The sequence below is a fragment of the Pseudomonas sp. P4_C4 genome, from assembly GCF_056402055.1.
In genome coordinates this window covers 92,381-107,124 of the sequence record NZ_JBFUID010000018.1, presented here as the reverse complement: position 1 = coordinate 107,124, position 14,744 = coordinate 92,381, and the positions used below count along the sequence as shown (strand labels likewise).

Below are 14,744 nucleotides of genomic sequence, written 5' to 3'. Positions count from 1 at the left end.
GCTTGAACGTGCTCGTTTATAACTTGAAACGGGTGATGAAAATCCTCGGCGCGCAGAATCTGATGAAAGCGCTGGCGGCCTGAAAAGCCCCCTGTTTTGCCCGATGGACGAGCTGAGAAGCGTTACTAGTGGCATTAAAAGCGGGTTGGAGCTACGAAGAACGCTTTAGGTGTAATTAGCCAGCCAAACATCGTCGACGCTACGCGTCGACGATGTTTGAACCAGTTTTTACACACTCTGGGCCGGCGGCGGCTAACCCGGCATCCATGCCGGGTTGMCCACTGCGCAGAACCTSCRCTCGGCCTCACGAGGGGGCGTACACCGCAACAGCGTCCGAGGCGGCCTGCCGGCCGGCCTGGTTCTTCATGCGTGCGCATTGCCCTGTAGGAGCTGTCGAGTGGAACGAGGCTGCGATCTTTTGGCTTTATTACTGACAAACAAGATCAAAAGATCGCAGCCTTCGGCAGCTCCTACGCAGTGATACATCCGCGAAATCAGGTCGGCTGGCAGGCCGCCATCGTCGGAACGCCGCCCGGAGCAAGCCCGCTCCCACAGGGTTTCACGTCGATCACAGCACTGTGTTTCGACGCTGATTTTGTGGGAGCGGCGGTGCGACGATTCGACTTGCCCGCGAAGGCGTCAGTCGCCACAGGCTGCGATCTTTTTCAGAGGATGCGATAGAGCAACCGCTCGATCCGCACACGACTCACGCGCTTGAGGAACTTGGCCACGCCCGCCGGGTACTCGGCGAGGGTTTCCAGGTTCTGGAAGTGCTCGATACGCCGAGTGTGCTGGAAGATCTCCGTCAGCTCTTTACGACGCGGCTCCAGCAGTTCGCCATGGGGATCATCGATCAACAAGGCGTTTTCCAGATCGAGTCGAAACGCCCGCGGGTTGAGGTTGTTGCCGGTCAGCAAGGTATAGCGCCGGTCGATCCACATGCCCTTGAGGTGATAGGTGTTGTCACCATCACGCCACAGGTGCAGGTTCAACTGCCCACTGTCGATGTTGCGCTGATGGCGCTTGGCAAACCGGCGCAAGCTGATTTCGTACAGGTACGGCAGCGCCGAAATGACCCGGAACGGTTCGCTCGGCGGAATGTAGAAATCGTTGGCGGTCTTGTCGCCGACCACAATGTCGATCTTCACCCCACGGGCCAGTGCGCGGTTGATCTCGCGGATGATCGCCAGCGGCAGGTTGAAGTACGGTGTGCAAATGGTCAGTTGCTGCTGGGCGCTGGCGATCAGTTCGCAGATCACCCGGTTCAGCGGATTGTTCTTGCCGACGCCGAGCAAGGGGCTGACAGACAAACCGGTCCGGTCGGTGGTGCCCCGCGTGGTGTCGTAGGCCGCGTGCTTGAGGCGGCTGCGCAGGTCGCCGATGTCATTGCGCAGGCTGCGGGTGGTCGGCAGGTTCGGCAGGTCGAGGCGGTGCACCGCCTTGGACGCCACCAGGCCGTGCTGCACCAGATGCTGCATCGAATCGGCCAGTTCACGATTGTGCAGCAGGTGATAGCGGTCGTAGCGGTACTTGTCGAACTTGTGCAGATAGACGTTGTTCAGGCTCGCGCCGCTGTAGATCACGCAGTCATCGATCACGAAACCTTTCAGGTGCAACACGCCGAACAGTTCGCGGGTTTGTACCGGAACGCCGTAGACCGGCACAACACTTTCGTGGGTGCGGGTCATTTCCTGATACCAGGCGGAGTTGCCCGGTTGCTTGCCGGCACCGATCAGGCCGCGCTGGGCGCGCAGCCAGTCGACGACGACCACCACGTCCAGTTCCGGACGTGCCAGCTTGGCCGCGTGCAAGGCATCGAGAATTTCCTGGCCGGCTTCATCCTGTTGCAGGTACAGCGCAACGATGTAAATGCGCCGGGTCGCGCTGGCGATTTTCTCCAACAGGCAATGACGGAATTCTGCAGCGCCGGAGAGAACGCTAACGGCATCGGCCGCCAGCGGAAAACTGCGCAACTTGGGCAGCAGGGAGCGTTTGAAAAGCGACGGCATAGGGCTCGCAATTGGGTCGAATCCGAAGAACCCGAGAGCTTACACCATGCAAAGGTTCGGGTCTTGTTACCGTCTGTAATGTCCCCTTCGCGAGCAGGCTCGCTCCTACATTGAAATGCATTCTCCTGTGGGAGCGAGCCTGCTCGCGAAGACCATTTATCAGGCACTACAAAAACACCTATTGACCATGGAGAACGATCATTCTACTGTTAGCCACATGAACGAAATCACCAGCAATGACACACGCGACATCATTATGGATGTCACCGAGAAGTTGATCTACAAAAGTGGCATTGCCGCCACTGGCATGGATCTTCTGGTGAAAACCGCCGGCGTCTCCAGAAAAAGCATCTACCGCTACTTCGCCAACAAGGACGAACTGGTGGTGGCCGCCCTGCAACGCCGCGACCAGCGTTGGATGCACTGGTACAGAGGCGCAGTCGGCCAGGCACAAACCCCGGCCGAGCGACTGCTCAACCTGTTTACCGTACTCAAGTCCTGGTTCGCCTCCGACGGTTTCCGCGGCTGCGCTTTCATCAACACCAGTGGCGAAACCGGCGACCCACAAGACCCGGTGCGCCTGGTCGCCAAAGAGCATAAACAGAAGCTGCTCGACTACGTGTGCGAGCTGTGTACCGAATATGGTGCCGAGGATCCGCAGACGCTGGCCAGACAACTGCTGATCCTGATCGATGGTGCCATTACCGTGGCGCTTGTAATGGGTGATCACAGTGCCGCCGATAATGCGCAATGCATGGCGCGAAAGTTATTGGACCTGTAGCAACTCAATCAAGCTCGACACAATGTTTGAACTTTAACTTGATACGGAGACTTGAAATGTCTGATGCCGAAGTTCGTCCGCCATTACCCCCTTTCACCCGTGAATCGGCGATTGAAAAAGTTCGCCTGGCTGAAGACGGCTGGAACTCGCGCGACCCCGAGCGCGTGTCCCTGGCCTACACCCTGGACACTCAATGGCGCAATCGCGCCGAGTTCGCCCACAACCGCGAAGAAGCCAAAGCTTTCCTGACCCGCAAATGGGCCAGGGAACTGGATTATCGGCTGATCAAGGAACTCTGGGCCTTTACCGACAACCGCATCGCCGTGCGTTATGCCTATGAATGGCATGACGACTCGGGCAACTGGTTCCGCTCCTACGGCAACGAAAACTGGGAGTTCAACGAGGAYGGCCTGATGGCCCACCGCTTCGCCAGCATCAACGACATGCCGATCAAGGAAAGCGAGCGCAAGTTCCACTGGCCGCTGGGGCGTCGTCCTGACGATCATCCGGGGCTGTCGGATCTGGGCCTGTAGTTTGAATTCGCACTAATCCCTGTGGGAGCGAGCTTGCTCGCGATAGCAATCTAACATTCAACATCATTGTTGAATTTGATGACGCCATCGCGAGCAAGCTCGCTCCCACAGTTTTTGTGTTGTTCACAAAGCATCACGCAAAGGTTACAGGTAACATGTCGCCCCTTCCCCGCAGCCCTTTCTGCACCCGCCGAATAAGCCGAGCCCATGTCTTTCGAACTCAGCGTTGACCTCTCCACCCTGGCCATCCTGGCCCTTGTCGCTTTTGTTGCYGGTTTCATCGACGCCATCGCCGGTGGCGGTGGCCTGTTGACCACCCCGGCCTTGCTGACTGCCGGCCTGCCGCCGCACTTGGTGCTGGGCACCAACAAACTCAGCTCGACCTTCGGCTCGGCGGTTGCCAGTTTCACCTTCTACCGCCGCAAGCTGTTCCACCCCGCGCAATGGGTACACGCCATCATCGGTACCCTGGTCGGCGCGCTGACCGGTGCCGTGGTCGCGCACTACCTGCCGGCGGAGTGGCTGAACAAAATGCTGCCGGTGATCGTTTTCGCCTGTGGCGTTTATCTTTTGTTTGGCGGCACGCCGAAAGCGCCAGTGGACAGCGATGCACCGATCAAGAAAAAGTGGCAGTCGACCCAGGGCTTCAGCCTCGGCTTCTATGACGGCGTGGCCGGTCCCGGCACGGGCGCGTTCTGGACCGTCAGCAGCCTGCTGCTCTACCCCGTCGACCTGGTGAAGGCCAGCGGCGTGGCGCGCAGCATGAACTTCGTCAGCAACGCGGCAGCGCTGTCGATCTTCATCTTTTCCGGTCAGGTGGACTGGATCATCGGCCTGTGCATGGGCTCGTCGTTGATGGTCGGCGCGTTCCTTGGTGCCCGCACCGCCATCAGCGGCGGTGCGAAATTCATTCGCCCGGTGTTCATCACCGTGGTGCTGGGCCTGACCGTGCGCCTAGCCTGGCAGCACTGGTTCAGCGTGGCCTAAACGCCGCGCCACATAGAGGTCGATCAGGTAACGGGCAATCGAGCGTGACGCCGGCAACGGCGGCAGCTCGTGCACGTTGAACCACTGGGCGTCCTCGATCTCGTCTTCCTGACAGACGATCTCGCCGCCGGCGTATTCGGCATGAAAGCCGAGCATCATCGAGTGCGGGAACGGCCAGCACTGGCTGCCCATGTACTGGATGTTCCGGACCTCGATGCTCACCTCTTCGCGAACCTCGCGAATCAGGCAGTCCTCGGCCGATTCGCCCGGTTCGGCAAACCCGGCCAGGGTGCTGTAGACCCCCGGCACAAAACGCGGCGAACGCCCCAGCAGAATCTCGTCGCCGCGGGTCACCAGCACGATCATGCTCGGCGAAATCCGCGGGTAATAGCGCAAGTCACAAGGCTCGCAGTACATCGCCCGCTCACGCACCACCTGATGGGTCGCCTGCCCACAATTGCCGCAAAAACGATGCTCGCGGGCCCAGGTGCCGATCTGTGCGGCGTAACCGAGCACCTTGTAGACCGTGTGATCGCCCTCCAGCATGAACGCCCGCAGGCCTTTCCAGTTGCAGCCCGGCACTTCGCTGTGACTGCGCAGCTCCAGTAGATAGACCGGCTCGCCATCGAGATGACCGATGCCATGTTCGGCAATAATCGACAGGTCCTGGCGCTTCAGCCATTCGCGCGCGAACAGTGCGCCATTGTCATCGAACAGAAAGCCTTCGGGGCTGCGCGCAATGGCCCAGCCGCCGGGTTGATCGGTGTCCAGTACTGCGGTGGTCCAGCGAGGAATCATGGTTAATCAATCCAGAAATTCGGGTTTCTGTTTGCTCATATGGGCGGCCATGGCCACACGCAGATCGGTGGATTGCAGCATGGCGGCGTTCCAGGTAGCGATGTATTCGAGGCCGTCATCGATGCGATGGTCGCGCATGTAGCTGATCATCTCTTTGGTGCCGGTGACGGCGATCGGCGACTTGCTGGCGATTTCGCGGGCAATGCCCATGACGCCGTCGAGCAGACTGGCGTTGTCGCTGTAGACGCGATTGACCAGGCCCATGCCCCGCGCCTCGTCGGCGCCAAACGTGCGACCAGTGTAAGCCAGTTCGCGCAGCATGCCGTCACCGATGATCCGCGGCAAGCGTTGCAACGTGCCGACGTCGGCGGCCATGCCGATGTCGATTTCCTTGATCGAAAACTGTGCGTCATCGGCGGCATAACGCATGTCGCACGCGGCAATCAGGTCGATGGCGCCACCCAGGCAGTAGCCCTGAATCGCTGCAAGCACCGGTTTGCGGCAGTTATCGACGGCATTGAACGACGCTTGCAGGGTGAGAATCTTGCGCCGCAGCAGTCGCGCATTGCGTCCGACGTCCTTGCCCAGTTCGTTGGCCACGCCAGCCAGCATCATCAGGTCGATACCCGAGGAGAAATGCTTGCCTGCGCCGCTGAGAACCACCACGCGCACTTCATCGGTGTCGTCGATCCACTGGAAGATTTCGACGATCTCGCTCCAGAACGCAGCGTTCATCGAGTTGATCTTCTCCGGGCGGTCGATCTGCACATGGGCGATTTTATCGACCAGTTCGACGTTGAACGCGCTGTACTGAGACATGCCAGTGATCCTTTTGCGGGCAAAAATGAGGCCCGAACTATAACAAGGCATCAAGGTGGGCAGTAAGGCAGCGGTTCGGCCAAATGCGGGACTCACGACGCGCACCACAATGGTGCGCGCATGCTGAATCGTGTCGCACATTTATGTGACTGCCCAGTGACTTTTTGAGGCCAAAACGCAAAAAAACATGCACTTCGTCGGGGCGATTGCACCTCAATCAGGCACGTCCGTCCCGCTACAAACCGATTGTCGAACAATTTTGCCATCCGGCCTTTACCGCTCTAAGTTCTGGCCTAGACTCATTTTCTCGAGACGAAACCGATCGGTCACAAAATGGAAAAACAGTCGAAACTTTTTCCAATCCCGATCGGTCCTCTGACAAGAAGGTGCGTTGCGACTGGTGCAATCTTTGCAACGGCTCATTCAACCCTTTTGCTTCGACGCATTGGGCAGCGCTTGCTCACTGATGCGTAGCGCATTTGCGCCGGCCACGGGAATTGGCCATGGAACACCGTTTGCCAGACCTAAGAATTAGATCAACAACACGGGAGATTCATATGATCAGTACGGCTTTGGAAATACAGGGAGAGCGTGCTCATCAGGTCGGCGAATCGAGCGCCGTTACTGCCGCAAACACCCAACCCGTCAGTGTTCCAGGCACCAGGACCCTGACCCCGGCAGCCAAGCACAATCCGAACCGTAAGAAAGTCCTGTTCGTCACCTCGGAAATTGCCGACCTGGTGAAAACCGGTGGTCTGGGCGACGTTTCCGCGGCGCTGCCACGGGCCATGGCCCATCTGCACGATGTGCGGGTGTTGATCCCGGGTTACCCGCAGGTGCTGCACAGCGAGAACCCCATTCATATCATCGGTGAGCTTGGCGGTCATGCGGCGTTGCCACCGTGCAAGATCGGGCGCATGGACATGCCCGACGGTCTGGTCATTTACGTACTGATCTGCCCCGAACTCTACGAGCGCGAAGGTTCGCCCTACGGCGCCAACAACGGCCGCGACTGGCCGGACAACCATATCCGTTTCGCCCGCCTGGGCCTGGCGGCGGCCGATATTGCCGCCAACCTCGCGCAAATCCACTGGTGCCCGGACCTGGTGCACGCCCACGACTGGCCGGCCGGCCTGGCCCCTGCTTATATGCACTGGCGTGGACAGCGCACACCCACCCTGTTCACCATCCACAACCTGGCGTACCAGGGCGTAACCAGCCTGGGGTCGTGCCCCGAATTGGGCATCCCCCATCACGCGCTGCAGCAGGAAGGCATGGAGTTCTACGGCAAGATGTCGTTCCTCAAGGCCGGCATGGCCTATTCGAGCCACATCACCACGGTTAGCGCGACCTACGCCCAGGAAATCACCACCCCGGATTTCGGCTGCGGTCTCGACGGTTTTCTCGCCGCCAAGACCCAGCAAGGCCTGCTCAGCGGCATTCCCAACGGCATCGATGAAAGCTGGGATGCGGCGACCGATCCGCACCTGTTCTGCCCGTTCAACATCGGCGACTGGGATGGCAAGGCCGTGAACGCCGCTCATGTGCGCGAGCTGTTCGGCCTGGAAGATTCCGAAGGTCCACTGTTTGCAGTGGTCTCGCGGCTGGTTTATCAGAAAGGCCTGGACCTCACCGAGGCGGTGTCCGAGTACATCGTCAAAAACGGCGGGCAGATCGCGATCATCGGCCGTGGCGAGCCGGAAGAAGAACAATCGATGCGCGAACTGGCCCTGCGTTTCCCCGGGCAGATCGGCGTGCGCATCGGCTTCAACGAAACCGACGCCCGCCGCATGTTCGCTGGCAGCGACTTCCTGCTGATGCCTTCGCGGTACGAGCCATGCGGCCTGAGCCAGATGTACGCCCAGCGCTTCGGCTCGTTGCCGGTGGCACGCAACACCGGTGGCCTGGCCGACACCATCGAGAACGGCGTGACCGGTTTCCTGTTCGATGAATCCACGGTGCAGAGCTATCAGGAAGCCCTGAGTCGCGCATTCAAGGTATTCGCCTTTCCCGACCTGCTGCACGCCATGCGCTGCCGGGCCATGGCCGCGCCGTTCAACTGGTGCAAGGCGGTCGAACCCTACGCCGAACTCTATGAACAGCTTGTGGCGAAAGCATTGGGGAAATCGAACAAACAGTAAGAGGCTTTCAAGATGCCGTTACGGACCCTTGAGACCTGGCCCCACGGCGCAATCATGCTGGACGCAGAGCACACGCGATTTGCGTTGTGGGCGCCAGATGCGTTTTACGTCAGTGTCGAACTGGAAAATGGACAGTCCTTGCCGTTGCTGCCCCAGGCCGACGGCTGGTTCGTGAGCAACATCCGATGCGCAGCGGGCACGCGTTACCGCTACAGCATCGACGGCGAACTGGAAGTGCCCGACCCGGCCTCCCGCGCTCAGGCCGGCGATATCGACCGGCACAGCGTGGTGGTCGATCCGCTGACCTATGCGTGGCAACACAGTACCTGGCTGGGACGGCCGTGGAACGAAGCGGTGATCTACGAACTGCATGTCGGTGCGCTCGGCGGCTTCAGCGCCGTCGAGCAGCATCTGGCGCGCCTGGTCGAACTGGGTGTCACCGCGATCGAACTGATGCCCATCGCGCAGTTTCCCGGTGAGCGTAATTGGGGTTATGACGGCGTCCTGCCCTATGCGCCCCAGGCTTCCTACGGCTCACCCGAGCAGCTCAAGCACTTGATCGACACCGCCCACGGCCACGGTCTGGCGGTGATTCTCGACGTGGTCTACAACCACTTCGGCCCGGACGGCAATTACCTGCATCGTTATGCCAGTGCTTTCTTTCGCGAAGACCAACACACGCCGTGGGGCGCGGCCATCGACTTGCGCCGTCGCGAAGTACGGGACTTCTTCATCGAAAACGCCTTGATGTGGCTGCTGGAATACCGTTTCGACGGATTGCGCCTGGACGCGGTGCACGCCATCCAAGATCCAGATTTCCTCCAGGAACTGGCGCAACGGGTGCGCCAGCAGACGGGACCGGCGCGGCATGTGTGGCTGATGGTCGAGAACGAACACAACCAGGCCAGCCTGCTCGAACAGGGTTACGACGCGCAATGGAATGATGACGGCCACAACGCCCTGCACGTATTGCTGACCGGCGAAACCGACGCCTATTACGCCGACTACGCGCAAAACCCCACCGAACAACTGGCGCGCTGCCTGAGCCAGGGTTTCGTGTTCCAGGGCCATCTCAACCGCCATGGAGTGGCACGCGGTGAACCCAGCGGGCATTTGCCCCCCGGCGCATTCATCCTGTTTTTGCAGAACCATGACCAGATCGGCAACCGGGCCTTCGGCGAGCGCCTGCATCAACTCGCCCACCCGCAAGCGCTGCAGGCCGCCACGGTGTTGCTGCTGCTGTCGCCGATGATTCCGCTGCTGTTCATGGGTGACGAGTTTGCCGTCGAACAACCCTTTCTGTTTTTCACCAGCCATCACGGTGAATTGGCAAAACGGGTACGCGATGGCCGGCGCAACGAGTTCGCGGCGTTCAGCGCGTTTGCGGACCCGCGTCAACGCGAACACATTCCGGACCCGAACGATCCGCAGACATTTGCGGCGTCCCGCCCTGTCCTGCCCTCGATCGGCCACAGCGAGATGCACGACCTGTACTGCCGACTGTTGCAGATCCGTCACCGGCTCATCGTCCCGCACTTGCCGGGCACCCAGGCACTGGGCACCGACGTGCTGGGCGAAGGCGCGATCAGTGCAGCCTGGCGATTGGGCGATGGCAGCCAACTGCGCATTGACCTGAACCTCAGCGACAGGCCCGTAGGCCACACCTCACAGACCGGTGCCGCGCGGTTGTTCGAATACCCGCCAGAGAGCGCCGGCCTTCTGGACCAGGGCACCCTTGCCCCGTATTGCGCGCTCGTCAGCCTCGCCGCCGCAGCCCCTTTGCTACCCCGTATGGAGAGCGTCCATGAGTGATGCGCAACTGGAAATCCTGGCCAGCCGTGCCGGCCTCGCGGTCGACTGGATCGACGCCAACGGTCGCCCGCAAAAAGTCGCGCCTTCAGTGTTGCGCAACGTGCTGAGCGGCCTTGGCCACCCGGCCGGCAGTGCCCAGGAAATCGACACCAGCCTGCTGGAGTTGCAAGCGGCGCAACAGACCCATCACTTGCCGCCATTGATCACCGCCGATGTCGGGGTGGGCCTGGACCTGGCGCGTTATTTCGAGCCCCAGACCCCTTGCGAAATCCACCTCGAAGACGGTTCGCGGCTCAACCTGAAACTGGACGCCAACGCGGTGCTGCCGGGGCTGGTACCGGTCGGCTATCAACAGGTCGGCATCGACGGACAAACCTTCACTCTGGCGGTGGCCCCATCCCGTTGTTACAGCGTGGCCGATGCCGTGGATAACCCCATTCCTCGTGCCTGGGGCCTGAGCGTGCAGTTGTATGGCTTGCGCCGCCCCGGTGATGGCGGGTTTGGTGACACCCAGGCGCTGGAGGACCTCGCCCGGGTGGCCGGTGAGCGTGGCGCCGAGGCGCTGGCGATCAGCCCGTTGCATGCGATGTTTTCCAGTGACACCCAACGCTATAGCCCATATTCGCCGTCCAGCCGTTTGTTTCTCAACAGCCTTTACTGCGCCCCCGGAACCATTCTCGGCGAACGCGCCCTGCGTACCGCCATCGATGCAACCGGCCTGGCCATTGAACTCAAGGCGCTGGAAGAACGTCCGCTGATTGACTGGCCGGCCGCCGCCGAAGCCAAGCATCGGTTGTTGCAGACCCTGTATGAAGGCTTCGTCCAGGGTGAACACCCGTTGCACGAAGACTTCAGCAGTTTTCGTCACGCCGCTGGCGAAGCGCTGGAAAACCACTGCCGCTTCGAAGCCATCCAGGAGGCTCGCGCCGCCCGCGGTGAACACCTCGACTGGCGGCAGTGGCCCGAACCCTGGCGCAACCCGCGCAGCGCCGAACTGGCGGCATTCGCCGAAGAAAATGCCGGGCGCATCGGCTTCTTCGCCTTCTGCCAGTGGCTGATCACGCGCTGCCTGGAGCGCGCGCAAACCGCCGCCCGCGCCAGCGGCATGAGCATCGGCCTGATTGCCGATCTGGCCGTCGGTGCCGATGGCGGCGGCAGCCAGGCCTGGAGCCGTCAGGACGAACTGCTCGCCTCCCTCACCGTCGGTGCACCACCGGACATTCTCAACCGCACTGGCCAGGGCTGGGGGATTTCCGCGTTCTCCCCTGAAGGCCTGGTGCGCAATGGTTTCCGGGCCTTCATCGAAATGTTGCGGGCCAACTTCGCCCACTCCGGAGGCTTGCGCATCGATCATGTCATGGGCTTGCAGCGTTTGTGGGTGATCCCCAATGGCTCGCCGCCAGCCGACGGCGCTTACCTGTATTACCCGGTGGACGATCTGCTGCGTTTGCTGACCCTGGAATCCCATCGTCACCAGGCCATCGTCCTCGGTGAAGACCTCGGCACCGTGCAGGACGGCCTGCGGGAAAAACTCATCGCCCGTTCGATGCTCGGCATGCGGGTATTGCTGTTCGAACAGGACAACACGCACTTCAAGCCGATCCTCGACTGGCCGGACAACGCCCTGGCGACCACCAGCACCCATGACCTGCCCACCCTCAACGGCTGGTGGCATGGCCGCGATATCGACTGGAACGCCCGGCTCGGCATGGTCGATGCCAGCACTGAAATCGAATGGCGCCAGCACCGCGAGCGCGAGCGTGAGGGCCTGCGCCGGGCGTTGAGCCAGGACCCGCAGAACTTTCGCGAAGAGTCCCACGAAACCGACCAGGTGCTCGACGCCAGCGTGCGCTTCCTCGGCCATACCCGGTCGCCGTTGGTGTTGCTGCCACTGGAAGATGCCCTTGGCGTGGAACAACAGGCCAATCTGCCGGGCACCATCGATACTCACCCGAACTGGTCGCGGCGCTTGCCCGGATACAGCGAGGCCCTGCTCGATGGAGCGGATGCCGCGCGGCGTCTGGAACTGCTCGCCTGTGCGCGACTTCAGGCGGCCGAGCGTGATCGATGACTCAAGTGCCGAGCCGACCACTGCGCGCCACGTTGCGCCTGCAATTTCATAAAGGCTTCACGCTGGAAGATGCGGTGCCACTGGTGCCGTATTTCGCCCGTCTCGGCATCAGCCATGTCTACGCCTCCCCGCTGTTGCGCGCGCGCGTCGGATCGACGCACGGCTATGACGTGGTGGACCCGACAAGGGTCAATCCGGAGCTGGGCGGTGAGGTGGCGCTGCGCAGTCTGGTCGGTGCCCTGCACGGGCACAACATGGGGTTGATCCTCGATATCGTCTCCAACCACATGGCGGTCGGCGGCAGTGATAATCCCTGGTGGCTGGATTTGCTGGAGTGGGGGCGCCTGAGCCCCTACGGCGAGTTTTTCGACATCCAGTGGCACTCGCCCGACCCGTTGATGGAGGGCCAGTTGCTCCTGCCGTTTCTGGGCAGCGACTATGGCGTCGCGTTGCAGGACGGCACCCTGCCCCTGCGCTTCGATGCCTGGCACGGAAGCTTTCATGTCGAGTACTACGAACACCGCTTTCCCATTTGCCCCTGGGATTACGGCGAGCTGCTCAAGGTCGATGCGCCGCTCGATACGCAACAGGCCGAACAACTCAAATCCCTGGCCGATCGCTTCAGCACCCTGAGCTACCAGACCGATGCCCACAGCCAGGCGCGACCGCTGAAAGCAGAACTACGCGACCTGGTCAGCGATCCGGCCATTGCCCAAGCCATTGACCAACACCTGAAAAACTACGACTCAGTGACCCGCGAAGGCTTCCAGCGCCTGCACAACCTGCTGGAGCGCCAGAGCTATCGCCTGGCCAGTTGGCGCACCGCCGCCGACGACATCAACTGGCGGCGCTTCTTTGATATCAATGAACTCGGTGGGCTGCGCGTCGAGCGTCCCGCCGTGTTCGAAGCCACCCACGCGAAGATCTTCCAACTGGTGGCTGAAGGGCTGATCGACGGGTTGCGCATCGACCATATCGACGGCCTTGCCGACCCGCGGGGCTACTGCCGAAAACTGCGCCGTCGGATCGACAGCCTGTCCCCGGGGCGCCACCTGCCCATCTATGTCGAAAAGATCCTCGGCGAAGGCGAAACCCTGCATCGCGACTGGTCGGTGGACGGCACCACCGGTTACGAGTTCATGAACCAGTTGTCACTGCTGCAACACGATCCCCGGGGTGCGCAGACACTGGCCGAACTCTGGCATTACCACAGCGAGCGGCCCGCCGACTTCTCCCGGGAAGCACAACTGGCCCGTCAGCAAATCCTCAATGGCTCCCTCGCCGGGGATTTCGAAAGCGTCGCCCAGGCCTTGCTGCAAGTGGCCCGGGACAATCTCATGACCCGCGACCTGACCCTCGGCGCCATTCGCCGGGCCTTGCAGGCGCTGATCGTGCATTTTCCGGTGTACCGCACCTACATCAGCGCCCTCGGCCGGTCGGCCCAGGACGAGGTGTTTTTCCAACGGGCCATGGACGGTGCCCGGCAAACCCTGGGTGAGGCGGACTGGCCGGTGCTCGACTGCCTGGCCGGCTGGCTCGGCGGTGAACCCTGGCGGCAGCGCCCGGCCGGTCGCGAGCGCAAACGCCTCAAGCACGCCTGCGTACGTTTCCAGCAACTGACCTCGCCGGCCGCGGCGAAAGCGGTGGAAGACACCGCGTTCTATCGGTCGGCGGTCCTGCTCTCGCGCAACGATGTGGGATTCAACACCGAGCAGTTCAGTGCGCCGGTTGCCGACTTTCATCAAGCCTGCATCGAGCGCCTCGACACCTTCCCGGACAATCTGCTGGCCAGCGCCACCCACGATCACAAGCGCGGGGAAGATTCACGGGCGCGGCTGGCGGTATTGAGCGAGCGCAGCGACTGGTACGCCGACCAGATCGGTCTGTGGCGCACCCTCGCCCGGCCACTGCGCAGTGACGATCAAGTGCCGTCGGCGGGCGATGAGTTGATTCTGTATCAAGCGATTCTTGGCAGCTGGCCGCTGGAGTTGGCTGTCGATCATCCGCCGGCGCTAGAGGACTACGCAAAACGCCTCTGCCAGTGGCAACGCAAGGCCCTGCGCGAAGCCAAATTGCAAAGCAGCTGGAACGCACCCAATGACCCTTGTGAGCAGGCGAGCGAGGACTTCATCCAGCGCCTGTTGCTCAGCCCCGAAGGCGAGTTGTTGCGTACGGCCCTGGCCAAGGCTGCCCGTTCGATTGCCGTCCCCGGTGCACTCAACGGTTTGGCGCAAACCTTGCTGCGCATGACCGTGCCCGGCGTACCGGATTTGTATCAGGGCAACGATTTCTGGGACTTCAGCCTGGTCGATCCGGACAACCGTCGCCCGGTGGATTACGCCAGCCGCCAGCAGGCACTGCAGCAAGCGGTGGACCTGCCGGACTTGTTGCTGAACTGGCGTGACGGGCGCATCAAGCAGGCCTTGATTGCGCGCACCCTGGGTTTGCGTACCGAGCATGCCGAGCTGTTTCGGCGTGGCACTTACCAGGCCCTGGAAGTGGTGGGCAGCGAAGCCCATCGAGTGCTGGGTTTTGTCCGTGAACGGGAGGGAAAACGCGCCATCGTGATTGTGCCGATACGTTGTGCCGAACTGCTGGAAAACAGTGCCGAGCCACAGGTCCACGCGCCGCAGTGGGGCGATACCCGGGTCAAATTGCCGTTCACCGTCCCTGACGAAAATCTGAAGGGACTTTTTTCCGGCGTCGCAGTCACACAACACAGGGAGCTGCTGGTCAGCGCCGCGTTAGGGGATTTCCCGGTCAATCTCTTTATTCAAACTACCCACACTTGAG

The 14,744-nt window shown here is 61.4% G+C and carries 10 protein-coding genes; 7 read left to right on the top strand and 3 right to left on the bottom strand.

Features of this window, described 5'->3' with window-relative positions:
• Window positions 1-665 precede the first annotated feature (665 nt).
• Window positions 666-2,009: a CDP-diacylglycerol--serine O-phosphatidyltransferase gene (gene pssA / locus AC1DXW_RS12000; protein ID WP_477754412.1), complete on the bottom strand. Its 1,344-nt coding sequence runs from the start codon at window positions 2,007-2,009 to the stop codon at window positions 666-668.
• Window positions 2,010-2,226: 217 nt separating this feature from the next.
• Here pssA and AC1DXW_RS11995 point away from each other — a divergent pair, with 217 nt between their 5' ends.
• The 3 genes from AC1DXW_RS11995 to AC1DXW_RS11985 all read left to right on the top strand — a co-directional run bounded on the left by AC1DXW_RS11995 (window position 2,227) and on the right by AC1DXW_RS11985 (window position 4,310).
• Window positions 2,227-2,790 (top strand): TetR/AcrR family transcriptional regulator, encoded by a 564-nt coding sequence (locus tag AC1DXW_RS11995; RefSeq protein ID WP_477754413.1) that lies wholly within the window; start codon window positions 2,227-2,229, stop codon window positions 2,788-2,790.
• 56 nt (window positions 2,791-2,846) lie between these two features.
• Window positions 2,847-3,323, top strand: a complete 477-nt coding sequence (locus AC1DXW_RS11990; RefSeq protein ID WP_477754414.1) for a nuclear transport factor 2 family protein — start codon at window positions 2,847-2,849, stop codon at window positions 3,321-3,323.
• A gap of 207 nt (window positions 3,324-3,530) precedes the next feature.
• Window positions 3,531-4,310: a TSUP family transporter gene (locus tag AC1DXW_RS11985; RefSeq protein ID WP_477754415.1), complete on the top strand. Its 780-nt coding sequence runs from the start codon at window positions 3,531-3,533 to the stop codon at window positions 4,308-4,310.
• On the opposite strand, the gene nudC is transcribed toward AC1DXW_RS11985, so the two are convergent.
• Together nudC and AC1DXW_RS11975 are read right to left on the bottom strand one after the other, a co-directional pair.
• Window positions 4,278-5,108 (bottom strand): NAD(+) diphosphatase, encoded by an 831-nt coding sequence (nudC, locus tag AC1DXW_RS11980; RefSeq protein WP_477754416.1) that lies wholly within the window; start codon window positions 5,106-5,108, stop codon window positions 4,278-4,280. The two genes, AC1DXW_RS11985 and nudC, sit on opposite strands and share 33 nt — an antisense overlap.
• Window positions 5,109-5,114: 6 nt before the next feature.
• Complete coding sequence (locus AC1DXW_RS11975; protein WP_477754417.1) at window positions 5,115-5,927, bottom strand: crotonase/enoyl-CoA hydratase family protein; 813 nt, start codon at window positions 5,925-5,927, stop codon at window positions 5,115-5,117.
• 557 nt (window positions 5,928-6,484) lie between these two features.
• Here AC1DXW_RS11975 and glgA point away from each other — a divergent pair.
• The 4 genes from glgA to AC1DXW_RS11955 are packed head-to-tail and all read left to right on the top strand — an operon-like array spanning window position 6,485 to window position 14,743.
• Window positions 6,485-8,068 (top strand): glycogen synthase GlgA, encoded by a 1,584-nt coding sequence (gene glgA, locus AC1DXW_RS11970; RefSeq protein WP_223461124.1) that lies wholly within the window; start codon window positions 6,485-6,487, stop codon window positions 8,066-8,068.
• A 12-nt stretch (window positions 8,069-8,080) separates the two neighbouring features.
• A complete protein-coding gene (gene treZ / locus AC1DXW_RS11965; protein WP_477754418.1) occupies window positions 8,081-9,880 on the top strand; it encodes a malto-oligosyltrehalose trehalohydrolase in 1,800 nt (599 codons plus the stop codon).
• Window positions 9,873-11,951: a 4-alpha-glucanotransferase gene (gene malQ / locus AC1DXW_RS11960; protein ID WP_477754419.1), complete on the top strand. Its 2,079-nt coding sequence runs from the start codon at window positions 9,873-9,875 to the stop codon at window positions 11,949-11,951. The genes treZ and malQ overlap by 8 nt, the downstream gene beginning before the upstream one ends.
• A complete protein-coding gene (locus tag AC1DXW_RS11955; RefSeq protein WP_477760041.1) occupies window positions 11,948-14,743 on the top strand; it encodes a malto-oligosyltrehalose synthase in 2,796 nt (931 codons plus the stop codon). Before malQ ends, AC1DXW_RS11955 begins: the two co-directional genes overlap by 4 nt.
• Window position 14,744: the final 1 nt, after the last annotated feature.